General features: G+C 50.4%; 21 protein-coding genes. 17 read left to right on the top strand and 4 right to left on the bottom strand.

Features of this window, described 5'->3' with window-relative positions; all coding sequences use genetic code 11:
• Positions 1-13: 13 nt before the first annotated feature.
• From DW059_RS06730 to DW059_RS06695, 8 genes are all read left to right on the top strand, one after another.
• Positions 14-6,178, top strand: a complete 6,165-nt coding sequence (locus DW059_RS06730) for an SNF2-related protein (RefSeq protein WP_442969767.1) — start codon at positions 14-16, stop codon at positions 6,176-6,178.
• A gap of 1 nt (position 6,179) precedes the next feature.
• On the top strand, positions 6,180-6,986 hold the full coding sequence (locus tag DW059_RS06725) for a DUF3849 domain-containing protein (RefSeq protein WP_117698255.1): 807 nt from the start codon (positions 6,180-6,182) through the stop codon (positions 6,984-6,986).
• A gap of 2 nt (positions 6,987-6,988) precedes the next feature.
• Positions 6,989-7,327, top strand: coding sequence for a plasmid mobilization protein (locus tag DW059_RS06720; RefSeq protein WP_054356926.1), 339 nt, complete (start codon positions 6,989-6,991; stop codon positions 7,325-7,327).
• A 155-nt stretch (positions 7,328-7,482) separates the two neighbouring features.
• Positions 7,483-7,794 (top strand): CD1845 family protein, encoded by a 312-nt coding sequence (locus DW059_RS06715; RefSeq protein WP_054356925.1) that lies wholly within the window; start codon positions 7,483-7,485, stop codon positions 7,792-7,794.
• A 159-nt stretch (positions 7,795-7,953) separates the two neighbouring features.
• Positions 7,954-8,499 (top strand): type IV toxin-antitoxin system AbiEi family antitoxin domain-containing protein, encoded by a 546-nt coding sequence (locus DW059_RS06710; RefSeq protein WP_432764260.1) that lies wholly within the window; start codon positions 7,954-7,956, stop codon positions 8,497-8,499.
• Positions 8,496-9,350, top strand: coding sequence for a nucleotidyl transferase AbiEii/AbiGii toxin family protein (locus tag DW059_RS06705; RefSeq protein WP_015528506.1), 855 nt, complete (start codon positions 8,496-8,498; stop codon positions 9,348-9,350). Before DW059_RS06710 ends, DW059_RS06705 begins: the two co-directional genes overlap by 4 nt.
• On the top strand, positions 9,347-9,655 hold the full coding sequence (locus tag DW059_RS06700) for a hypothetical protein (RefSeq protein WP_015528507.1): 309 nt from the start codon (positions 9,347-9,349) through the stop codon (positions 9,653-9,655). Before DW059_RS06705 ends, DW059_RS06700 begins: the two co-directional genes overlap by 4 nt.
• A gap of 54 nt (positions 9,656-9,709) precedes the next feature.
• Positions 9,710-11,125, top strand: a complete 1,416-nt coding sequence (locus DW059_RS06695; RefSeq protein WP_117698254.1) for a relaxase/mobilization nuclease domain-containing protein — start codon at positions 9,710-9,712, stop codon at positions 11,123-11,125.
• A gap of 222 nt (positions 11,126-11,347) precedes the next feature.
• On the opposite strand, the gene DW059_RS06685 is transcribed toward DW059_RS06695, so the two are convergent.
• On the bottom strand, positions 11,348-11,704 hold the full coding sequence (locus DW059_RS06685; protein ID WP_054356922.1) for a helix-turn-helix domain-containing protein: 357 nt from the start codon (positions 11,702-11,704) through the stop codon (positions 11,348-11,350).
• A 170-nt stretch (positions 11,705-11,874) separates the two neighbouring features.
• Between DW059_RS06685 and DW059_RS06675 the strand changes: the two genes are divergently transcribed.
• The 7 genes from DW059_RS06675 to DW059_RS06650 all read left to right on the top strand — a co-directional run bounded on the left by DW059_RS06675 (position 11,875) and on the right by DW059_RS06650 (position 18,269).
• The gene (locus tag DW059_RS06675; protein WP_002576203.1) at positions 11,875-12,048 is read left to right on the top strand and encodes a helix-turn-helix domain-containing protein; all 174 of its coding nucleotides are present in this window, start codon (positions 11,875-11,877) and stop codon (positions 12,046-12,048) included.
• Between the two features lie 4 nt (positions 12,049-12,052).
• Positions 12,053-12,763 (top strand): LytR/AlgR family response regulator transcription factor, encoded by a 711-nt coding sequence (locus tag DW059_RS06670; RefSeq protein WP_117698252.1) that lies wholly within the window; start codon positions 12,053-12,055, stop codon positions 12,761-12,763.
• Positions 12,760-13,653, top strand: a complete 894-nt coding sequence (locus tag DW059_RS06665) for a hypothetical protein (RefSeq protein ID WP_242986154.1) — start codon at positions 12,760-12,762, stop codon at positions 13,651-13,653. Before DW059_RS06670 ends, DW059_RS06665 begins: the two co-directional genes overlap by 4 nt.
• 47 nt (positions 13,654-13,700) lie before the next feature.
• Positions 13,701-14,042: an ATP-binding protein gene (locus tag DW059_RS16435; RefSeq protein WP_242986153.1), complete on the top strand. Its 342-nt coding sequence runs from the start codon at positions 13,701-13,703 to the stop codon at positions 14,040-14,042.
• A gap of 152 nt (positions 14,043-14,194) precedes the next feature.
• Positions 14,195-14,860, top strand: coding sequence for an ABC transporter ATP-binding protein (locus DW059_RS06660; RefSeq protein ID WP_054356828.1), 666 nt, complete (start codon positions 14,195-14,197; stop codon positions 14,858-14,860).
• Between the two features lie 12 nt (positions 14,861-14,872).
• On the top strand, positions 14,873-17,434 hold the full coding sequence (locus DW059_RS06655) for an ABC transporter permease (protein WP_117698251.1): 2,562 nt from the start codon (positions 14,873-14,875) through the stop codon (positions 17,432-17,434).
• Positions 17,435-17,492: 58 nt separating this feature from the next.
• Positions 17,493-18,269 carry a coproporphyrinogen III oxidase gene (locus DW059_RS06650; protein ID WP_242986151.1) on the top strand — a complete coding sequence of 259 codons (777 nt, stop codon included), beginning with the start codon at positions 17,493-17,495 and terminating at the stop codon, positions 18,267-18,269.
• 53 nt (positions 18,270-18,322) lie between these two features.
• Here DW059_RS06650 and DW059_RS06645 read toward each other — a convergent pair whose 3' ends face one another.
• On the bottom strand, positions 18,323-18,679 hold the full coding sequence (locus tag DW059_RS06645) for a winged helix-turn-helix transcriptional regulator (RefSeq protein WP_009003386.1): 357 nt from the start codon (positions 18,677-18,679) through the stop codon (positions 18,323-18,325).
• Positions 18,680-18,829: 150 nt separating this feature from the next.
• On the opposite strand from DW059_RS06645, the gene DW059_RS06640 reads away from it, so the two are divergent.
• Positions 18,830-19,348 carry a nitroreductase family protein gene (locus tag DW059_RS06640; RefSeq protein ID WP_002576196.1) on the top strand — a complete coding sequence of 173 codons (519 nt, stop codon included), beginning with the start codon at positions 18,830-18,832 and terminating at the stop codon, positions 19,346-19,348.
• Between the two features lie 46 nt (positions 19,349-19,394).
• On the opposite strand, the gene DW059_RS06635 is transcribed toward DW059_RS06640, so the two are convergent.
• Complete coding sequence (locus DW059_RS06635; RefSeq protein WP_002576195.1) at positions 19,395-19,712, bottom strand: ArsR/SmtB family transcription factor; 318 nt, start codon at positions 19,710-19,712, stop codon at positions 19,395-19,397.
• Positions 19,713-19,795: 83 nt separating this feature from the next.
• Between DW059_RS06635 and DW059_RS06630 the strand changes: the two genes are divergently transcribed.
• Positions 19,796-20,161: an ArsR/SmtB family transcription factor gene (locus tag DW059_RS06630; protein ID WP_002576194.1), complete on the top strand. Its 366-nt coding sequence runs from the start codon at positions 19,796-19,798 to the stop codon at positions 20,159-20,161.
• A 47-nt stretch (positions 20,162-20,208) separates the two neighbouring features.
• On the opposite strand, the gene DW059_RS06625 is transcribed toward DW059_RS06630, so the two are convergent.
• On the bottom strand, positions 20,209-22,089 hold the full coding sequence (locus DW059_RS06625) for a heavy metal translocating P-type ATPase (RefSeq protein ID WP_054356826.1): 1,881 nt from the start codon (positions 22,087-22,089) through the stop codon (positions 20,209-20,211).
• Between the last annotated feature and the right edge of the window lie 44 nt (positions 22,090-22,133).

Raw genomic sequence — 22,133 nt, 5'->3', positions numbered from 1 at the left:
TGTTGTCCGCTATATGAAAGACCATGCAAGAGAAAAAGATACCGCCGCATGGCTGTCTCAGGAATACGGCGGCAGTAACAGCAACAGCCTGTTCGTTGTCCGTGCCGGCAGCCCGGAGGAAACGCAGCTGCCCTGGCCGAAGGTACAGCGCCGGATTGCCCAGCTCATTCAGGAGGACCGGTTCTATACCGAAGAAGAACAGGACCGTTTTGACGACATCGACCCCATCGCCATCCGGGAAGCTCTGGAAGAAAGAGGGATCGTGAACGGACAGGTGGCAGACCCGGAAAAACTGGACAATGATCCGTTTATCCAACAGGTGATGTCAGATGCAGAGCAGATCGCAGATGCCGAGACAGAGCAGACTTCCGAAGTTTCCATTTCCGATGAGGAATATGACACAGTTCGCCGCCCAATTCCGCAAAGAACCTCCTATGACCCAGCCGCCCCGGTCTATGCCGTGGGCGATACTGTGTATATCGAGGATGACGCCTATCAGATCACCGAGCTGCGGGAGGACACCGTACAGCTTCTGCCCACCGGGATGGTATATCCCATCTACCGGGCAGAGCGCAAAGAACAGTTCGAGCAGCTGCTTCGGGCAGACCGCCGCAATGCTTACTATACCGAGTTTCTTCCTATTGACCCGGACAAGGCAGATCAGGACTTGCGGGATGTATTGGCTCATGGACTGATGGATGAAGCGGATAAAAAGCAGATTTCCACGCTGCTGCAATCCGGCAGGAGCAACAGCGAGATCGCCTACTGGCTGAGCAGAGCCTATTCCGGTGAGATCGAGACACTGAATCTGGAGACCGGCGATATTGCCGATTACCGTACCACGGCACAGGGCATAGAACTGGAAGTCATGGATGCAGAGGAAAAGCGTCTGGCTATGCTGTATTTCCGCTGGGATGAGGTTGCACCTTTGCTGCGCGGGATGTATGCCCGTCAGCAGGACGGTTTTGGACAGAAACAGCCCCAACCGACTGCCGAATCCCCGACCTTCCATTCCGAGACCATGGCCGTCCATCCGGGCGATAAGAACAATCTGCCTTATGATGTGGTGGTGGAACGGTTGCATATGGAGGAGCCGGAGCCGCCAGCCCCTGCAACAGAGCCGGAGAAAACCTTTGAGGAAGTGCTGGATGAACACCCGGTTTCCATTCAGGTCAACGGCCAGTGGCAGACCTTCCCCAATGCCAAAGCTGCCGAGGAAGCCTCCTATGAGGAATACAAGGCTAACCTGCGCCGCAATGCACAGAACTTCCGCATTACCGATGAGCATTTGGGCGAAGGCGGTCCAAAAGCCAAGTTCCAGGCAAATGTTAATGCCATTCGTTTGCTGAAAGAGCTGGAATCTGCCGGACAGCAGGCAAGCCCCGAACAACAGGAGGTTCTTTCTCGATATGTGGGCTGGGGCGGTCTCTCTGATGCGTTTGACCCAGAGAAACCGGCATGGGCTTCCGAGTATACCCAGCTAAAAGAACTGCTGACCCGGTCGGAATACGCTGCCGCCAGAAGCTCTACCCTCAATGCCCATTACACCAGCCCTACGGTTATCCAGGCAATCTATGAAGCGGTGGGGCGCATGGGCTTTGAGACCGGAAATATTTTGGAGCCATCTATGGGTGTGGGCAACTTCTTCGGTATGCTGCCGGAGGAAATGAGAAACAGCCGTCTATATGGTGTGGAGCTTGACCCGGTTTCCGGGCGTATCGCAAAGCAGCTCTATCCCAAGGCGGACATCACAGTAGGCGGCTTTGAGACTACTGACAGGCGGGACTTCTTTGACCTTGCCATCGGCAATGTGCCTTTCGGTCAGTATCAGGTTCGAGATAAAGCCTATGACAAGCTGAATTTCAGCATCCACAACTACTTTTTTGCCAAAGCACTCGACCAGGTGCGTCCCGGCGGCGTGGTAGCTTTTGTGACCTCCCGATATACCATGGACGCCAAGGATTCCACCGTGCGCCGCTATCTTGCCCAGCGTGCCGAGCTGCTGGGAGCGATCCGTCTGCCTAATGACGCGTTCAAAAAGAATGCCGGTGCCGAGGTTGTATCGGACATCATCTTTCTCCAAAAGCGGGATCGCCCGCTGGACATCGTGCCGGAATGGAGCCAGACCGGACAGACGGAGGACGGGTTTGCCATTAACCGGTATTTTATCGACCACCCGGAAATGGTGCTGGGCAGACAGGAGCCGGTAAGCACTGCTCATGGTATGGACTACACCGTGAACCCCATCAAGGGACTGGAGCTTTCCGACCAGCTGCATGATGCTGTGAAGTACATTCATGGCACTTATCAGGAGGCAGAGCTGCCGGAGCTGGGCGAAGGCGAAGCCATTGACACCTCCATTCCTGCCGACCCCAATGTGAAGAACTATTCCTATGCCATTGTAGACGGGCAGGTGTACTATCGGGAAAACAGCCGCATGGTGCGCCCTGACCTCAACGCCACCGCCGAAGCCCGCGTGAAAGGTCTTGTGGGACTGCGTGATTGTGTGCAGGAACTGATCGACCTTCAGATGGATGCAGCGGTTCCAGACAGCACCATTACCCAAAAGCAGGCGGAACTGAACAGCCTCTATGACAGCTTTTCTGCAAAATATGGCCTTATCAATGACCGTGCAAATCGGCTGGCCTATGCAGATGATTCTTCCTATTACCTGCTCTGTGCGCTGGAAGTCATCGACGAGGACGGGAAACTGGAACGTAAGGCGGATATGTTCACCAAACGAACCATCAAGCCCCATCAGGCAGTGGCTACTGTGGATACGGCAAGCGAAGCACTGGCGGTGTCCATCTCGGAAAAAGCCTGCGTAGATATGAGCTATATGAGTCGGCTTACCGGAAAAACAAAAGAAGCACTGGCCGGAGAACTGCAAGGCGTGATCTTCCGTGTGCCGGGACAGCTGGAACAGGACGGCACACCCCATTATGTGACTGCTGATGAATACCTTTCCGGCAATGTACGCCGCAAACTGCGTCAGGCGCAGCGGGCGGCACAGCAGGACCCTTCTTTTGCAGTCAATGTGGAAGCTCTTAACGCCGCCCAGCCCAAAGACCTGGATGCGTCGGAAATTGAGGTGCGTCTGGGCGCTACCTGGATTGACAAGGAGTACATCCAGCAGTTTATGTACGAGACCTTCAACACCCCGTTTTATCTCCAGCGCAGCATTGAGGTCAACTATTCCTCCTTTACTGCTGAATGGCAGATCAAGGGGAAATCTTCTGTATCCTACAACGATGTGGCAGCTTATACCACCTACGGAACCAGCCGCGCCAACGCCTACAAGATTCTGGAGGATTCCTTAAACCTGCGGGATGTCCGTATCTATGACACCATAGAGGACGCAGACGGAAAAGAGCGCCGCGTACTAAACGCCAAGGAGACCACTCTGGCTGCCCAAAAACAGCAGGCTATCCGGGAAGCCTTTAGGGACTGGATCTGGAGAGACCCGGAGCGCCGCCAGACTTTGGTGCGCCAGTATAACGAAGAAATGAACTCTACCCGTCCCCGCGAGTATGATGGCAGCCATATCACTTTTGGCGGCATGAACCCGGCCATTACCCTGCGGGAACACCAGAAAAGTGCCATCGCCCATGTGCTGTATGGCGGAAATACCCTGCTGGCACACGAAGTAGGCGCGGGCAAAACCTTTGAGATGGTGGCCGCTGCGATGGAAGCCAAACGCCTGGGCTTGTGCCAGAAATCTCTCTTTGTGGTTCCCAACCACCTGACTGAGCAGTGGGCATCGGAGTTTCTGCGCCTCTATCCTTCTGCCAACATCTTAGTCACAACCAAAAAGGACTTTGAGACCCATAACCGCAAGAAGTTCTGCGCCCGTATTGCGACCGGTGACTACGACGCCATCATCATGGGACACAGCCAGTTTGAGCGTATCCCCATCAGCCGGGAGCGTCAGGAACGGCTTCTCTATGAGCAGATCGACGAGATCACCGAGGGTATTGCAGAGGTGCAGGCCAGCGGCGGCGAGCGTTTTACCGTCAAGCAGCTGGAGCGTACCCGCAAATCGCTGGAAGCCAGGCTGGAAAAGCTACAAGCCGAGGGGCGAAAAGATGATGTGGTAACTTTTGAGCAGCTGGGTGTGGACCGGCTGTTTGTGGACGAGGCCCACAACTATAAAAACCTGTTTCTATACACAAAAATGCGGAATGTGGCTGGTCTTTCCACATCGGATGCGCAGAAATCCTCCGATATGTTTGCCAAGTGCCGCTATATGGATGAGATCACCGGAAATCGTGGCGTGATTTTTGCCACCGGCACACCGGTCAGCAACTCCATGACCGAACTTTACACCATGCAGCGGTATCTCCAGTATGACCGCCTGCAAGAACTGAGCATGACCCATTTCGACTGCTGGGCCAGCCGTTTCGGAGAAACCGTCACGGCGCTGGAACTGGCCCCGGAGGGAACCGGCTATCGGGCGCGCACCCGATTCTCCAAGTTTTTCAACCTGCCGGAGCTGATGAACCTGTTCAAAGAGGTGGCGGACATCAAGACCGCCGACCAGTTGAACCTGCCCACCCCGGAAGTGGAATACCACAACATCGTGGCACAGCCCACCGAACATCAGCAGGAAATGGTGAAGGCACTCTCTGAGCGCGCTTCCGAAGTACACAGAGGCAGTGTGGACCCGTCGGTGGATAATATGCTCAAGATTACCTCGGATGGCCGTAAGCTGGGCCTGGACCAGAGAATCGTCAACCAGATGCTGCCGGATGAACCTGGCACAAAGGTCAATCAGTGCGTGGACAACATCATGCAGATCTGGCGGAATGGCAAAGCTGACAAGCTGACCCAGCTGGTGTTCTGCGACATTTCTACACCGCAGGCAAAAGCCCCTGCAAGCAAGGCGGCGAAAACGCTGGATAATCCACTGCTTCACGCATTGGAAGGCACTGTGCCTCTGCCGGAGCAGGAACCGATCTTTACGGTATATGACGATATTCGTCAGAAACTCATTGCTCAGGGGATGCCTGCCGACCAGATCGCTTTTATCCATGAAGCCAATACCGAAGTGCGGAAAAAGGAGCTGTTCTCTAAAGTCCGTACCGGTCAGGTTCGTGTCCTCTTAGGCAGCACCGCCAAGATGGGCGCAGGCACCAATGTGCAGGATCGCCTTGTGGCGCTGCATGATTTGGACTGCCCGTGGCGGCCGGGAGACCTTGCCCAGCGCAAGGGCCGTATCGAGCGCCAGGGCAACCAGAACCCTCTTGTCCATGTGTACCGCTATGTCACGGAGGGAACCTTTGACGCATACCTCTGGCAGACGGTGGAAAACAAACAGAAATTCATCAGCCAGATCATGACTTCTAAATCACCGGTGCGTTCCTGCGATGATGTGGATGAAACAGCCCTCAGTTTTGCCGAGATCAAGGCTCTGTGTGCCGGAGATCCCCGCATCAAGGAGCGTATGGATTTGGATGTGGAGGTATCCCGCCTGAAGCTGATGAAAGCCGACCACCAGAGCAAGCAATATCGTCTGGAGGACCAGCTGCTCAAATACTTCCCGGAGGAGATTGAAAAGCACAAAGGTTTTATCAAGGGCTTTGAATCCGATCTGGAGGTTTTGACAGCTCACCCGCACCCGGAGGACGGTTTTGCTGGTATGGAGATTCGTGGAGACCTGCTGACCGATAAGGAGAACGCCGGTGCAGCCCTTTTGGATGCCTGCAAGGAGGTCAAAACCTCCGATTCGGTGCAGATTGGCAGTTACCGTGGATTCACTATGTTGGTGGAATTTGAAGCGTGGAAACAGGAATATACGCTCCTGCTGAAAGGACAAATGACCCATCGGGCGACCCTGGGTACAGACCCGCGCGGAAATCTTACCCGTATCGACAACGCACTGGCGCAGATGCCCCAGCGTTTGGAAGCGGTCAAAAATCAGCTGGAGAACCTTTACCAGCAGCAGGCCGCAGCCAAGGAGGAAGTAGGAAAGCCGTTCCTTTATGAAGAAGAACTGAGAAGCAAAAACGCCCGTCTGGTGGAGTTGGATACCCTGCTCAACATCGACGGAAAGGGGCAGGCACACACCGAGTCTGTTGTTGCCAAAAGCACACGGCCTTCGGTGCTGGATAACCTAAAACGCCCGGTGCAACCCCGTAGTACAGACAAGAAACCAAAACAGCATGAGGAGGTGCGATAACATGAATACTAACGATCTGAATACAGCCCTTTATGAAAAGATGGCTGCCGAACAGGACAAGTTCCGGGACTGGCTGAAAAGCCAGCCCCCGGAAGAAGTCTTAAACCATGCCTATGAGTACACCATCCGCGAGGACATCGTGATGGCAATGGAGGAACTGGAGTTGACCGACACCCAGGCTCAGGCACTTTTGGAATCGCCCTCTCCGCTGGCAGATGTGTACCGCTATTTTGAAAAGCTGGAGACCGGCTATATGGATGTGATCCGGGACAGCATTGAAAGCCGTGCCGACGATGTGTGCAGGGCGCAGGAAGAATTACGAACTGCCCCTCTCTACCCCCATTCTGCCGCCTATGCGTCCGAGCATGGAGAGATGGCACAATATAACCGTTCGTATCAGGCAAACAGCGCCTGCAAAGAAGCCATTGAGCAGACTATCAGCGCCCACTATGCAGAGAACCGGCTGGATACGGAGGCGGCGGTCAAAGATGTGCAGGAAAAGTTCGGGACAGAACGGGTACAGTTTATTCTTGCCAACACCATCCAGCACAAGAACCATGACGGGCGTATCTCTCAGGACAATAAAGCCTGGGCAAAAACCATTCCCATGCCGGAGGACAGCGATGCTTCCCGCCACTGTGCCTATCTGGTTGTGGATGGGGTCAATCCCGGTCTGACCGATCTGTTCACCAGACAGTTCCGAAAAGTTGCTCAAGAACAGCAGAAAAGTTCTGTCCTGCAAAAGCTCAAACAGGAGCTGCCCGCCCATAAGTCTGCCGCCCCGAAAAAACGGGAGCCGGAGAGATAACCATGGCAAAGCGCAAGCGGGATGTTCCGGTTTTGTTTTGGGTGTCCGCAGAAGAACTGGAGCTGATCCATCAAAAGATGCAGCAATACGGGACAGAGAATTTGAGCGCCTATCTGCGGAAAATGGCTGTGGACGGCTATGTGGTGCAGCTGGATTTGCCGGAACTGAAAGAACTGGTATCCCTGCTGCGCCGGAGCAGCAACAACTTAAACCAGCTGACCCGCAAGGTGCATGAGACCGGGCGGATTTATGATGTCGATTTGGAGGATATATCCCAGCGGCAGGAACAGTTATGGGACGGAGTTAAAGAGATACTGACGCAACTCTCCAAACTTTCGTAACCGGGACAAATACCCCATTTGCGGAGGGAGGAACGGCGTTTCTTCGCCGCGCCTTCCTCCGCTTTTTCTTTTTGCCCGTATCCTTGCCTTTTGGCTGTGAGACAGGGATAATGGAATCAGGAACAGGAACTGTGATTTTGAGAGGAGGCATAACAATGAGGGCATTGGTATTTTTGTTGAAACTGCTGTTGAAGATCGTGATGGTTCCGGTGATTCTGGCGCTGACCCTGTTCGTTTGGATTTGTGTGGGGATCGTCTATGTCTCCGGTCTGGTGCTGGGGCTTATCAGCATGATGGTTGCACTGTTGGGTGTGGCGGTTCTGCTGATCTGTTCACTGCAAAACGGCATTATCCTGCTGGTGATGGCATTCCTTATTAGTCCCTATGGTCTGCCGATGGCTGCCATCTGGCTGCTGGGCAAGGTGCAGGACTTGAAGTTTGCCATTCAGGATTTGGTTTATGGATAAAATGCGCGGTCACAAAAAATGCCAGACAGTGTCTGTTAAATTGCTATATTTACTTCCGTGCCACATTCGTGTATAATAGTAGCACGAAAGGAAGTGATGAATGTGACCAAATCAGAACGGTTTGAGCAGTTAGACAGACTTCTGACCGAGCATGATGGGATGCTGCAAACCGCACAGGTAATCGCCAGCGGAATTGTAAAACCCATTTTTTATGAATATGTCAAAGAGAAAAATCTTCAGCAGGTTGCTCACGGAATTTATGTCTCCGAGGACACCTGGATTGATGCGATGTTTCTGTTACATCTGCGATGTGGTCAGGCAGTATTTTCCCATGAATCGGCGCTATTTTTCCATGACCTGACAGACCGGGAACCATCTCCATACGCTATCACGGTGCGCAGAGGGTACAGCACCACTCGCTTAAAGGCAGAGGGGCTTTCTGTTTACACCATCAAACCAGAACTATATGAGGTAGGGTTGACAACTGGCCAAACACCTTTTGGGCATACGGTTCCTATCTATGATATGGAGCGCACCATCTGCGATCTGCTCCGCAGCCGGAACAACATGGAGACACAGACTTTTCAAGGAGCGCTAAAAATGTATGCCAGAAGAAAGGACAAGGATCTGCGGACTTTGATGCGGTATGCCGGTATGTTCCGGGTTGAAAAAATTTTACGGCAGTATTTGGAGGTGCTTTTATGATAAAAACAGCAAGGCAGCTAAAAGATTTGATTCGCAATCTTTCCAGAGAAAAATCTGCGGATGCACAGCTTTTAATGCGAAACTATATGATGGAGCGTTTTCTGGAGCGTATTTCCCTTTCTGAATATCGTGATAAATTTATTCTGAAAGGCGGGATGCTGGTAGCGGCAATGGTTGGACTGGATGCCCGTTCCACGATGGACTTGGACGCTACTGTAAAAGGAGCCAATGTTAATGTAGAGGACATCGAGAACCTGATTTCTGCTATTGTGAGTGTACCGATTGATGATGGCGTCAAATTTCAGCTGAAAAGCATTTCAGAGATTATGGATGAAGCGGAGTATCCTGGGATTCGGGTCAGCATGACTACAACCTTTGACGGTGTGGTGACACCTTTGAAGATTGACATTTCCACAGGGGATGCCATTACCCCAAGGGAGGTACGCTACTCTTTCAAGCTGATGCTGGAAGATCGCTCCATTGACATTTGGGCATACAATCTGGAAACCGTTCTGGCTGAAAAGCTGGAAACAATCATCACCAGAACCACCACCAACACCCGCATGAGAGATTTCTATGACATTTATATTCTGGATCAGCTCCACGGGAACACATTGAACCGGCAGACGCTCCATGATGCGCTGCGGGCCACTGCCCACAAACGCGGGACAGAACAACATCTTGCAGAAGCTGCCGAAGTTTTTGAAGAAGTGGAAAATAGTCCGGTGATGCAGAAACTTTGGGAATCGTACCGTAAAAAATTTTCCTATGCGGCAGATCTGGAGTGGAACATCATCATGGGGGCGGTTCGCAGTTTATATGCGCTCAGTGAAAAGGAATCGAGCCTATGAAGAAGCATGGACATTATTGTAAAGTCTGCGGAGAATATAAGGCTAACGAAAAATTTTCCGGCAAAGGTCATGCGGCGCACATCTGTAAATCCTGTGCTTCTTTATCGCCGGAGAAACAAGCGGAGCAAATGACAGTAAACCGCTTACTGAATCTCCCTTGGCGGTTATCAAAGGAGCAGATTTCCTGGCTGAAAAACCGAATGAAAGATAAGCGCCCGGAAGTTCGTGCACTGGCAAAAGAACAATACGAGATGAGGTTTCCTCCGAAGCGGTTAGAGGACATCGAGGACGATTTTATAGAATAGCAAAAGCGGTCTGCATCATGCAGGCCGTTTCTTTTTTAGAAAGGAGGCCCTTCTATGGCAACCACACGCATCATGCCCCTGCATATCGGCAAGGGGCGCACTGAGAGCCGAGCAATCAGCGACATCATTGATTATGTGGCAAATCCGCAAAAGACCGACAACGGAAAACTAATTACCGGCTATGGCTGTGACAGCCGGACCGCCGATGCAGAGTTCCTTCTGGCGAAGCGGCAGTATATCTCCGCCACCGGGCGGGTGCGCGGGGCGGACGATGTGATCGCTTACCATGTGCGCCAGTCATTCAAACCCGGTGAAATCACACCGGAGGAAGCCAACCGCCTGGGCGTGGAATTTGCCAAGCGGTTCACCAAGGGCAATCACGCCTTTGTGGTCTGCACCCACATAGACAAATCGCACGTTCATAATCACATCATCTGGTCGGCGGTCAATGCAGATTGTGACCGAAAGTTCCGCAACTTTTGGGGCAGCACCAGAGCCGTCCGACGCTTGAGCGATACCATCTGTATCGAGAACGGATTGTCCATTGTGGAGGACCCGAAACCCCACGGAAAAAGCTACAATAAGTGGCTGGGCGAACAGGCCAATCCCTCCCATCGGGAACAGCTACGGGTGATGATTGACCGAGCGCTGGAGCAGAAACCGGCGGACTTTGATGCGCTGTTGAAACTGCTTACAGAAATGGGCTGCGAAGTATCTCGGCGCGGGAAAGCAATCCGGCTCAAAGCTCCCGGCTGGAAGAATGTAGCCCGCATGGATGACAAGCTGGGGGCCGGGTACAGTGAAGCAGAAATCCGTGCGGTGCTGGCCGGTGAAAAACGGCATACGCCCCGTAAAAATTCCGCCGTGCAGCCGGAGCCGCCCAAGGTCAATCTGCTGGTGGACATTCAGGCAAAATTGCAGGCCGGAAAGGGTGCTGGCTATGCTCGATGGGCCAAAGTTTTCAATCTGAAGCAAATGGCGCAGACCATGAATTACCTGTCAGAGCATAACCTGCTGGAGTATGCGGTTTTGGAAGAAAAGGCTACGGCTGCCACGGCACATCACAATGAACTTTCGGCGCAGATCAAAGCGGCTGAAAAGCGCATGGCAGAGATCGCTGTTCTGCGTACTCACATCGTAAATTATGCCAAGACCCGTGAGGTCTATGTGGCATACCGCAAGGCGGGTTACTCTAAGAAATTCCGGGGGGAACATGAGGAAGAAATTCTGCTCCACCAGGCTGCTAAGAATGCCTTTGATGAGATGGGAGTCAAGAAGATTCCCAAGGTCAAAGAGTTGCAGACGGAGTACGCGAAATTGCTGGAAGAAAAGAAAAAGACCTATGCCGAGTACCGGCGTTCCCGTGAGGAAATGCGGGAGCTTTTAAGGGCAAAGGCAAATGTAGATCGAGTGCTGAAAATGGAGGTAGAACAGGATGTTGAAAAAGAAAAAGACCACGGCCAGCGGTAAGCTGGTCCTGGTCAAAAGCGTTCGCAGAACGCGCAGCCACAGAATGAAATTCTGTGTTCAAAGGGGCTTGGGGGCGCTGCCCTCAACAAGCAAGCGGAGAGGAAAATCACGGAGGGATTTTCTTCTCTGCGGGCCTGTGTGTATTAACACAGGCATTGCTTGCCTCTTTTCTCCGAAAATGAAAAGAACCAGTGAGAGAATCGTTAAATTTCACTCACTGGCTCAATTCGTTTCAAATTTCTCGGACAACTCTGTCAGTTCTTTCACCGTTTCCTGTGTGTGATGTAACAGGGTGTCACGCATTTCTGGCGGACAGGTGGAATAAAGCATTTTCATCTGATTGACACCTTCATCTTCCAGAGAAATATCTGGATTTATAAGCGTATCTAAAGAGATGTGCAGGACCTTTGCCAATGCTCTTAAAATCAAATAAGAGGGATTCATTTTCCCCTTTTCGATATTGGCGATTTGCTTTACAGAAACATGGCTCAGATCAGATAGCTCCTGCTGTGTTAGCTCTTTATTCTTTCGGGCTTCCCGCATTTTTTGCCCTAAAGCAGTTAAATCATCAATCGGCATAATCGTTCACCTCAATAATATTGTATTGTTCCGGTTTATATGATGGAATGACCTTATTATGCCTGACAAGATGTACGATTATATCGTTTTTCTTTTTTGACAGCATGGTTGCGGGCTTGTATTCTTCGAGCAAATGAAATATAATAAAATAAATTGTTAGAGGTGTGAACATGGATTACATGACGCTCAAAGAGGCAAGCGAAAAATGGGGCGTTTCGTCCCGTCAGATAAATTATTACTGCACCGATGGACGCATCCCCGGTGCTGTAAAAATGGCCGGTGTCTGGCTGATCCCCAAGGAGGCAGAGAAGCCAAAGGACAGACGGTATAACGAAAGCAGGTGATACAGTGCTGCATATAGCAATTTGTGATGATGAAAAAGACTTTGTTCAGTATTTGACCGACTTACTGAACCAATACAGCAAGGAAACAGGCCGGAACATAAAGATTACCCCGTACTATGACGGTATGGAGCTGATCGAGAAATACGATCCAACCATAGACCTGATTTTCCTTGATATTCAAATGAAGATGGTAGACGGACTTCATGCTGCCGAGCGCATCCGGCAGATGAACGAAACCGTGGGTATTATTTTCCTGACTACTCTTACACAGTATGGGCTTGAGGGATATAAATACCATGCGACGAACTACATCATTAAGCCCATGAAATATGCCCGGCTCAAATCAGAAATGGACAAATTCGTGGAGCGCAGCCAGAAAGAAGATATCCCCTCTCTGGTGATTACCAATGATACCGGCAAATATAAGGTGCCGCTGAAATCCATTCGATACGTTGAAACCTATAACCGCAATCTGATGTTCCATACCGAGCAGGAAAATATTATCTGCTATAAGAGCATGAAAGAGGTGGAACGGGAACTTTGCGACAAAGACTTTGTGCGCTGCCATACCAGCTATATTGTCAATCTGTTCTATGTGAAAGGCATCAAGAAGCTGGATATTGAATTGATTACAGGTGAGGTCATTCCCATCAGCCAGCCCAAACGGAAAGAATTTATGGAACGGCTGACGGACTATTGGGGGGATTTCTTATGATGCGCTTTTTTGAAATCCTCTCTTTTCTATTGGCATGGGGATATACAGCGGTTTTCTTTCTTATTCTGAAATCCTTTCTTCCTCTCCGCAAAAATGTGGTGCTGAAAGTTATAGCGTTTCTGGTTTGTGGCTATTTGGCTGATTCTATTATCTATTCCAATGATGCCGGAAGTCTGTTCGGTACGATGTTGTTGTTTTTTCTCTATGTTCTGCTGTTTTATCGTGGGACATTCATGGAGAAATTATCGGTCATGCTTGTTTTTTATCCAGCACTCATTGCCATTAACTACTTAATGCTTGACACCGGGGGCCGATTATTCAAAATCATAACCCAAGCAAGTTATGAGGAGACTTTGCAGTCCCCAACACTAATGCTCATCAGTACAGCTATTTATACAGTGTCACTTTTACTGCGCTTACTGTTCTGGATCGGCGCGTGGTTGGTTTTGCGGAGGTTTTTAGAAAAAATTCCGTCCCATCTTAACATAAAGACATGGCTTATTATTGATATGCTGATTCTTGCCTCATTTGTGGCAATCTTCACCATTATTTACTTTATGCCAGAAAATACTGCGATTGTTTATCCCATCTGTGGGGCTTCTATTTTTTCCAGTTTCGGGTGTATGTATCTGGCGGCCTATATCTATGATTCCATGCAGACGGCATACCGAGTACAGCAGATGGAAACACAGCGGGATTATTACAAAGAGCGCATTGCCGAAGAAGAACGTGTCCGCTCCATCTACCACGACCTGAAAAACCACCTGCTTGTCATGGAAAGCAGGCAGAATACAGCAGAAACCCGGCAGATGGCCGAAACGCTGCGATCTCAAATTGCAGACTATGAGGACTATGTGCATACAGGAAACGAGTTCTTGACATCATTCTAAAGGACAAGGCAGCAAAAGCCCGCGAAAAGCAGATTGATTTCTCGGCTTTGGTTGATTTCAAGGGTATGGACTTCATAGAGCCGTTGGACATCAGCACCATCTTCAGCAATGCCCTTGACAACGCTATGGAGGCCAGCGAACGGTTGCCGGAAGATCAACGATTGGTTACTGTCAAGGCCGAGCGTGTTCGGGATATGTTGATTATCACGGTGGAAAACAACACCTTACCGGGGACACGGCCAGCCGAGGGAACCACAAAGAAAGATCGTTTCGTACATGGCTTTGGTATTCCCAATATTAAAAAAGCCGTTGAAAAATACGACGGACAGTGCAGTTTCCATCAGGGGGATGGAACTTACCTGCTGAAAATCCTGATCCCGATTCCTTAACAGATTGACGCCGCTTCTTCACGAAGCGGCGTTTTTTTGTGCAGACTTAGTTTTTTCATTGTAGATGTTAGTTTACGCATTTTCCATTGTGCCTTTCTTTTGCCCGGATATAATGAAGAAAAAACACAAAAAGCAAAGAGAGGTTATAGAACATGAGTATTTTAAGCACCAAGCAACTGACAAAGCAATACGGCACCGAGCCGAATATTGTTAAGGCGCTGGACGGCGTAAGCATTTCGATTGAACCGGGCGAGTTTGTTGCCATCATCGGCACATCCGGCAGCGGCAAGTCAACCCTGCTGAATATGCTGGGGGGATTAGACCGCCCCACTTCCGGCTCTGTCAGGGTAGATAATTACGAGCTGGGCAAGCTGAAAGACGAGGACTTGACTGTGTTCCGCCGCCAGCGGATCGGTTTTATCTTTCAGAACTACAATCTGGTTCCCGTCTTGAATGTGTATGAAAATATCGTTATGCCCATCCAGCTTGACGGGAAAAAGTCGGATCAGAAATTTATCAAAGAGATCGTGGCTTTGCTGGGGCTGGAAAAGAAACTCTACAATATGCCCAACACTCTTTCCGGCGGCCAGCAGCAGCGCGTCGCCATTGCAAGAGCTTTAGCCAGCAAACCGGCAATCATCCTTGCCGACGAGCCGACCGGCAATCTGGACAGCAAGACCAGTGATGAAGTCATCGAGCTTTTGAAAGTCACCAGTCAGAAATTTCATCAGACCATTGTAATGATTACCCATAACCCGGAAATTGCAGCGCAGGCAGATCGTACCATTCATATCGAAGATGGCCGGATTGCAGAGTAAGGCGGTGATACCATGAAAAGACAAAAATCAATGATACGCACATTGACAAACCGCAGTTTCAAGGCAAACAAAACGCGCAATCTGGTTGCCATCTTTGCCATTGTTCTGACAACGGTAATGTTTACATCCCTGTTTGTCCTATCGCAGAGCATGGTTGAAAACCTGCGGAACATGAATTTTCAGCAGGCCGGATATAACAGCCATTTGAGTTCCGGCATCATGACGGACGCGGATGTGGAGAAGATCACCACCCATGAAGCTGTCCGGGACTTTGGCAAAAGCATTGTGGTTGGAATTGCTGAAAACAAGGAGTTGACCGGGCGACAGGTAGAAATCCGCTATGCGGACGAAAACTATGCCCGTTCCAGCTTTTCCTATCCCACCGAGGGAACCATGCCGGTGCAGGAAAACGAGATTGCTTTGGACACCATTACCCTTGATAAAATGGGGCTGCCTTATGAATTGGGGCAGAAAATCACCCTGCAATGGCGTAAGGACTTAAACGGTGAAGAAATCACCACCAGTATATTCACCCTCTCCGGCTATTGGAATGGAAATTCTGCTGCTATGGCAAGTATGGCATGGGTTTCCGAAGCCTTTGTTCAAAGCCAGTGTGCAGGTATCGACCAAGTGGAACAGTTGGCAAACGGGCAGGTATTAGGAACGGTGATGCTCCATATCGACCTATACAGCGACAGCAATTTGGAAGGGGCGGCGGAACAGATTTTAGCCGACACCGGCCTTTCCAATGTGTCCCTTTCTCCCAATGCCGCTTATGATTCCACAATGAACCAGAATATCAACCGTGAAGTTCTGCCGATGGCAATTTGCATGGTTCTGGTATTTGCAAGCGGTTATCTGATTATCTATAACATCTTTCAGATCTCCGTTGCCAGTGACATCCGCTTTTATGGCCGACTGAAAACTTTGGGGACAACCAAAAGACAGTTAAAGAAGATGATTTACGGACAGGCCAACCGCCTGTCGCTGATTGGTATTCCTATCGGGCTTGTGATCGGGTATCTGCTGGGGGCTGTGCTGGTGCCGGTAATGATAACCGGGACAACGGGAGAAGCCAAAACAGCGGTCAATCCCTATATCTTCATCGGCTCTGCGCTGTTTGCCTATTTGACGGTTCTGATCTCCTGCATGAAGCCTGCGAAAATCGCCGGTAAGGTTTCCCCAATGGAAGCTCTGCGCTACACCGACGCCGGAACGAACAGCAAACGGAAAACAAAGAAAAGCACCGGCGGCGCAAGCATCCCGAAGATGGCTCTGGCTAACTTAGGCCGGAACAAAAAGTGTACCATTACGGTAATCTGCTCCCTGACGCTGGGGCTTGTGCTGCTTTCATGTGTCTATGCGAAAAATGCCAGCTTCGATATTGATAAGTACATGAGCCAGACAGTTATCAGTGATTTTGAGGTAGAGGACAGTTCGATTTCTTCCACCTTTGGCACCTATAATCCCTATGGCACCACCATTTCCCCGGAGCTGGTACAGAACATTGAGGGACTTTCCGGGCTGGAAGCAACAGGGCGTTTGTATTCGCAGGTATTTACACATAAAATCGGGGCGTCTGCTCTTGAAAATATCCAGACCTACTATAACGCTGATGACCGGCTGACCTATATTGAAGCAACGGATGCAGGGCTAGCAGAAGCCTATCACGACATGATCGACAGCGGCGAATGTACTTCCATTCTATACGGCATTGACGGCCTGATTCTGGACACCTTTGCACAGGACGGCAGGATGTTGGATGGCACCTTTGACAAAGGGAAATTCTTGTCCGGGGGCTATGTAGTGATGGAAGCGGCTACCGGTGCAGAGGACAGTGGGAAAGAAACACAGCCGACTTATTCTGTTGGTGATACGGTAGAGTTGAACGGCCAGCAATACGAGGTTATGGCGATTGTGGCGGATATTCCCACCATTACCGAGGGCGTAAACAGCAGCACACAAGACTTCCTTTCTTTCTATCTTCCTGCCGATACATTCCGGGCCATGTACCCGGATAATACTCTGCGGAAGCTGTTCTTTGATGTAGTCGAGGAATACCAGCCGCAGGCGGAAGAAATGCTGATCCAATATCAACAAGACGTGGACAAGAGCCTGAATTATACTGCGAAATCCACTTTGATTGAGCATTATCAGGAACAGACACGGGCGAACACTGTGATGGGCTTTGCAATCAGCCTTATCATTGCTTTTGTGGGTATTCTGAATTTCGTCAATTCGATGGTAACAGCGATTGTTTCCCGCCAGAAAGAATTTGCCATGATCCAGAGCATCGGCATGACAAAACGGCAGCTCCGGCGTATGCTGATCGACGAGGGCTTGTATTACGCGGGAAGCACTTTGTTAGCAGCTTATGTATTAGGCACTGTGGCAGTAGCTGTTGGTGTCCGTATGATGGTAGCCGGTGACTGGACGGCAACATTCCACTTTACACTATTGCCGCTGGTAATCTGTACGCCGATTTTGATTGCGTTTGCAATCGTTATTCCCTATATCTGCTTTAAGAATTTGGAGAAGCAAAGTATCGTGGAAAGACTGCGGGCAACTGATTGATGTGTTCTAACATACGGCCAGTGTCGGTTACACTGGCCGTATGAAAAAGGGACCTAAAATGAAAGAGTACACGCTAATTATCAAGGGAGAAATGGATTTTATCATCTTATCTCCGCAGGTGCTTTCTTCCCTGATTACTCAAATTCATAACAGCCCGGAGCGAAAAGTTGTGGTAAGTATTGAGAGCATCATGCCACCAAAGTTTACCGACTATCTGCTTCGGGTAATCAATAGCAACCGCTTTAGCAATGAACGGTTCCGCTACCGTTGTACGAAGCGGCTGCATGGCAAAGATGCGGACATGATCTTGTCGGAGTTCATATTGCTGGGGATCGGCGGCAAGGAGCTGTCTGAAGAAAATGCTGCTCAAACAGCAAAGGCGTTGAACATCATCCAGCCTGATTTTATCCGTGTCCACGCCACGGGTATTAAACTAGAGTCCAAGCTGGGCGAGTTTGTCAGGGATGGCTCGTTTACTCTGCAATCGGAGGAAGAAATCGTTATAGAGCAAAAGTTATTCTTGCAGCAGCTACATGAGATGGACAGTTACTATGTGAATGAACACATCGTCAATCTGCTTCTGGAGGTCAGGGGAAATCTGCGAACAGAGAAACAGGAAATGCTCTCTACGATTGACCGCTTTCTGACCCTGCCACCGGATGAAAGGCTTTTGTTTACTGTCGGCAGGCGGCTCAATATCTTCTTCCGCTTGGACGATCTGAAAAAGCCGAAGCTGCATCAAAAGGCCGGGGAAAGCCTGCAACAGATTTTAAGTAAGAATCCCCATGTTGACTTTGCCGCGCTGTGCAATTACGTCCGGCAGTCACAAATTTAGAGCAGAAAATATAAGCTGGGCATAGCCGTTTTTCGTCAGCTATGCCCAGCCTTTTATTTGCGACTTTGACAGCATGGCGGCTGAACATCCAGGCCGTCCAGATAGTTGTTTCCCCACTGGCACATTGCATCCAGAATAGGAACAATACTCTGTCCAAATGGGGTAAGAGAATATACCGTCTTGGGCGGCTTTTCTGGAATCACTTCACGATGAATCATGCCGTTGTTTTCCAGATCGTGAAGCTGCTGCGAAAGCATCTTCGGCGTGGCGTTTGAAATCAGCCGCTGTAACTCCATATAGTGTAATGGATGGTCAATCAGATGCCAGAGGATCAACGGCTTATACTTGCCGCCGATCAAAGACAGGGTTGCCTCAACTGGGCAGTTGAATTGATTTTTTTCACATTTCATAAAATGGCTCTCCTTTCCCGCAAGGTGCTATCTTTTTGGGAAGTATCTTCCGAAAAAGTGCATTCTTGCGGTTTTGTGTTCTAGTGCTACAATTAGGTCAATGGTTGATTTGATATGCTCAAAATAAAAATACTGAAAGGACTATATATTATGGATTTTATCACGATTGCAAAGCAGCGTATGTCGGTACGCGATTACAAGGAAACGAAGGTAGAACCTGAGAAGCTGGAGCAGATTCTGGAAGCTGCTCATGTGGCCCCGACCGCTGCCAACCTTCAGCCGATTCGCCTGATTGCCGTTCAGAGCGAGGAAGGTCTTGCGAAGATCAGTAAAGCGGCCAATATCTACGGTGCGCCCCTGGCTATTATTGTTTGCGCCGATCACGATAAGGCGTGGGTACGGCCTTTCGATCAGAAGCAGACCGGTGACATTGACGCCTCCATCCTGACCGACCACATGATGCTCCAGGCCACAGAGCTGGGCCTTGGAACGGTGTGGGTATGCTACTTCAAGCCCGATGTTCTGCGCAAGGAATTTGATCTCCCGGCCAACCTGGAGCCGGTCAACATTCTGGTTGTCGGCTATTCCGATGAAGGAACCGGCGACCCCAATCGCTTCAATAAGCAGCGCATCCCGATGAGCCAGCTGGTTTCCTACGAAACGCTGTAATTGAATACCCGCGCAGCCCCTGCAAAACAGCACAGGGGCTGCGTTTTTATCTTTCTGAAATATGAGCGTAGGTTTCTTCAAGAATCCACCGGATATGTTCGTCCTGCAAGGAATAAATCACGTTTTTCCCGGCCTTGCGTGATTGCACTAACCGGACAATCCAAAGCGCACGAAGCTGGTGGGATATGGCCGATTCTGTGACCTCCATCTTTTGTGCCAGTTCGCTGACGCAAGAATCTTTCTGCATCAGATACCAAAGTATCCGCATCCGTGTGTAATCGCCCATCGCTTTGTGAAGCTCGGTTAATTGTTCCAATTCGCCAGGGCTTGGAGCGGAAAAAGTTTTTTTCTCTGTTTCGTTCATGTATTTTTCTCCAATCTATAATGAAGCTGTTTGACAGACAAGAATTATGTCAGTATCATAGTCACAGGAAGGAGCTGATTTTTATGCCGCATTACAATCTACCCCATAACCACGGACAGAATATTGAAAAAGTCTTAAATAAGATGCCCTCTGCGGAAGGGTTTAAGGATATATCATTTTTATTTCAGCAGCTTGGCGATCCGACCCGGCTGCGGATTCTGTGGCTGCTGTGCCATTGTGAAGAATGTGTATGCAATCTCGCGGCGGCTGTGGATATGAGCGCCCCTGCTGTGTCACATCATCTGCGGATATTAAAAAAGAGCGGGATCATTTCAAGCCGCAGGGACGGAAAAGAAGTCTATTATTCGCTGTCGGACACGCCGCAGGCAAAGCTCCTGCATCATGCCATAGATGCGTTGTTTGAAGTATCATGCCCGACTGAACAATAAGGAAATGCGCCGCAGCGTGTGAAAGTTGCGGCGCATTTCTATTGCGCTTAACCCTGATTTGTGCTGCCCGCTGGCATATCCGGCAGCTTGACCCGCATGGCGCGGATGGCATTGAGAATCGCAATAATGGAAACGCCTACATCCGCGAACACCGCCGCCCACATATTTGCATAGCCTAGCGCACCTAAAATCAGAACCAGGAATTTCACGCCCAGGGCAAACACAATATTCTGATTTGCGATGCGGATCGTCTTACGGGCGATCTTCATAACAGCGGCAATTTTGGACGGTTCATCCGTCATAAGAACCACGTCAGCAGCTTCAATGGCCGCATCGGAACCCAAGCCGCCCATAGCAATACCGACATCGGCCCGCGCCAGTACGGGAGCGTCATTGATACCATCCCCAACAAAGGCCAACATAGCTTTTTCGCTTTTCTGCTTCAGCAGGCTTTCCACGCGGTCAACCTTATCAGCGGGCAGCAGTTCAGTATAAACCTGATCCAGATGAAGCTGCCCTGCGACTTTCTTTCCAACGGCATCTGCATCGCCGGTCAGCATGACCGTTTTGCGGATACCGGCAGATTTCAGCAGCTTGATTGCGGCTGGAGCATCGGCCTTGATCTCGTCCTCAATGATGATACATCCAGCGTATTTCCCGTCACAGGCCAGATAGACCACGGTGCCGACAGCTGAGGATGGCGTGTACTTAATATGCGCTTTCTCCATCAGCTTGGTGTTTCCGGCCAGAATCGTTTTCCCGTCAATCACGGCCTGCACGCCGTGACCGGCAATTTCCTGGACATCGGAAACTCGGCTGTTGTCGATTTTCTGTCCATAGGCGTTTTTAATAGAAAGAGAAATCGGGTGGTTGGAGTAGTCCTCAGCGTATGCGGCCAGCTCCAAAAGCTGCGCTTCCTTCATGCCGACAGGGTGGATCTCGCTGACCGCAAAGGAGCCTTTTGTCAGTGTGCCGGTCTTATCAAAGACCACGACCTCGGTATTTGCCAGGGCCTCCAGATAGTTGCTGCCCTTTACCAGAACGCCGATCTTGGACGCGCCGCCGATGCCTCCGAAGAAACTAAGCGGAATGGAGATGACCAGCGCACAGGGGCAGGAAATCACCAGGAAGGTCAAGGCCCGGTAAATCCAGGTGCTGAATGGCTGCTGGGTAATCAGCGGCGGCAGGATTGCCAGCGCCAGAGCAGCAAATACCACTACCGGGGTATAATACCTGGCAAAGCGTGTGATGAAATTCTCAATACGGCCCTTCTTATCGCTTGCGTTTTCCACAAGGTCAAGGATTTTGGCTACGGTGGATTCCCCAAATTCTTTTGTGGTCTGAATGTTCAGGATGCCGGTCTGGTTGATACAGCCGCTGATGACCTCCATTCCCGGCTCCACCTCGCGGGGCATGGATTCTCCGGTCAGGGCCGAAGTGTCCAGGGTGGAGAAGCCTTTGAGAATCGTACCGTCCAGCGGGATGCGCTCTCCCGGTTTCACAACAATGGTTTCTCCGATCTGAACCTCGTCCGGGTCAACCTGAACCAGTTTTCCGTCCCTTTCGATGTTAGCATAGTCCGGGCGAATGTCCATCAGGCTTGCGATAGATTTTCTGGACTTGGACACCGCATAGGACTGGAACCATTCGCCCACCTGGTAAAACAGCATAACGGCGACACCCTCGGAATGTTCGCCCAAAATGAGTGCGCCGATAGTGGCAATCGTCATCAGGAAATTTTCGTCAAACACCTGTCCATGCAGGATGTTCGTGATTGCCTTCCAGACAATATCCCAGCCGACAACCACATAGCAGACGAGAAAGACCGCCATCTCCGCCAATTCAGGGAGATGGAGCAAGCTGCCTGCAAGAAACAGCACCGCCGCCACGATAATGCGTGTGAGCAAGTGCCTTTGTTTTCGTGTCATAGTGTATTCTCCTTTCGTTGCAGCATAAAGCGTGTCACGCTTTT

Origin of the sequence: Roseburia sp. AF42-8, from assembly GCF_003435965.1 — a bacterium.
Taxonomy (GTDB): Bacteria; Bacillota; Clostridia; order Lachnospirales; family Lachnospiraceae; genus Roseburia_C; species Roseburia_C amylophila.
The sequence above is the reverse complement of the archived record's forward strand: the minus strand, read 5'-3'. Positions and strand labels throughout refer to the sequence as shown.

What these genes read in the sequence shown, in the direction of transcription:
- DW059_RS06730 (WP_442969767.1), top strand. Translation starts at nt 14, where the DNA reads ATGAAAGACCATGCAAGAGAAAAAGATACCGCCGCATGGCTGTCTCAG.
- DW059_RS06725 (WP_117698255.1), top strand. Translation starts at nt 6,180, where the DNA reads ATGAATACTAACGATCTGAATACAGCCCTTTATGAAAAGATGGCTGCC.
- DW059_RS06720 (WP_054356926.1), top strand. Translation starts at nt 6,989, where the DNA reads ATGGCAAAGCGCAAGCGGGATGTTCCGGTTTTGTTTTGGGTGTCCGCA.
- DW059_RS06715 (WP_054356925.1), top strand. Translation starts at nt 7,483, where the DNA reads ATGAGGGCATTGGTATTTTTGTTGAAACTGCTGTTGAAGATCGTGATG.
- DW059_RS06710 (WP_432764260.1), top strand. Translation starts at nt 7,954, where the DNA reads ATGCTGCAAACCGCACAGGTAATCGCCAGCGGAATTGTAAAACCCATT.
- DW059_RS06705 (WP_015528506.1), top strand. Translation starts at nt 8,496, where the DNA reads ATGATAAAAACAGCAAGGCAGCTAAAAGATTTGATTCGCAATCTTTCC.
- DW059_RS06700 (WP_015528507.1), top strand. Translation starts at nt 9,347, where the DNA reads ATGAAGAAGCATGGACATTATTGTAAAGTCTGCGGAGAATATAAGGCT.
- DW059_RS06695 (WP_117698254.1), top strand. Translation starts at nt 9,710, where the DNA reads ATGGCAACCACACGCATCATGCCCCTGCATATCGGCAAGGGGCGCACT.
- DW059_RS06685 (WP_054356922.1), bottom strand. Translation starts at nt 11,704, where the DNA reads ATGCCGATTGATGATTTAACTGCTTTAGGGCAAAAAATGCGGGAAGCC.
- DW059_RS06675 (WP_002576203.1), top strand. Translation starts at nt 11,875, where the DNA reads ATGGATTACATGACGCTCAAAGAGGCAAGCGAAAAATGGGGCGTTTCG.
- DW059_RS06665 (WP_242986154.1), top strand. Translation starts at nt 12,760, where the DNA reads ATGATGCGCTTTTTTGAAATCCTCTCTTTTCTATTGGCATGGGGATAT.
- DW059_RS06660 (WP_054356828.1), top strand. Translation starts at nt 14,195, where the DNA reads ATGAGTATTTTAAGCACCAAGCAACTGACAAAGCAATACGGCACCGAG.
- DW059_RS06655 (WP_117698251.1), top strand. Translation starts at nt 14,873, where the DNA reads ATGAAAAGACAAAAATCAATGATACGCACATTGACAAACCGCAGTTTC.
- DW059_RS06650 (WP_242986151.1), top strand. Translation starts at nt 17,493, where the DNA reads ATGAAAGAGTACACGCTAATTATCAAGGGAGAAATGGATTTTATCATC.
- DW059_RS06645 (WP_009003386.1), bottom strand. Translation starts at nt 18,679, where the DNA reads ATGAAATGTGAAAAAAATCAATTCAACTGCCCAGTTGAGGCAACCCTG.
- DW059_RS06640 (WP_002576196.1), top strand. Translation starts at nt 18,830, where the DNA reads ATGGATTTTATCACGATTGCAAAGCAGCGTATGTCGGTACGCGATTAC.
- DW059_RS06635 (WP_002576195.1), bottom strand. Translation starts at nt 19,712, where the DNA reads ATGAACGAAACAGAGAAAAAAACTTTTTCCGCTCCAAGCCCTGGCGAA.
- DW059_RS06630 (WP_002576194.1), top strand. Translation starts at nt 19,796, where the DNA reads ATGCCGCATTACAATCTACCCCATAACCACGGACAGAATATTGAAAAA.
- DW059_RS06625 (WP_054356826.1), bottom strand. Translation starts at nt 22,089, where the DNA reads ATGACACGAAAACAAAGGCACTTGCTCACACGCATTATCGTGGCGGCG.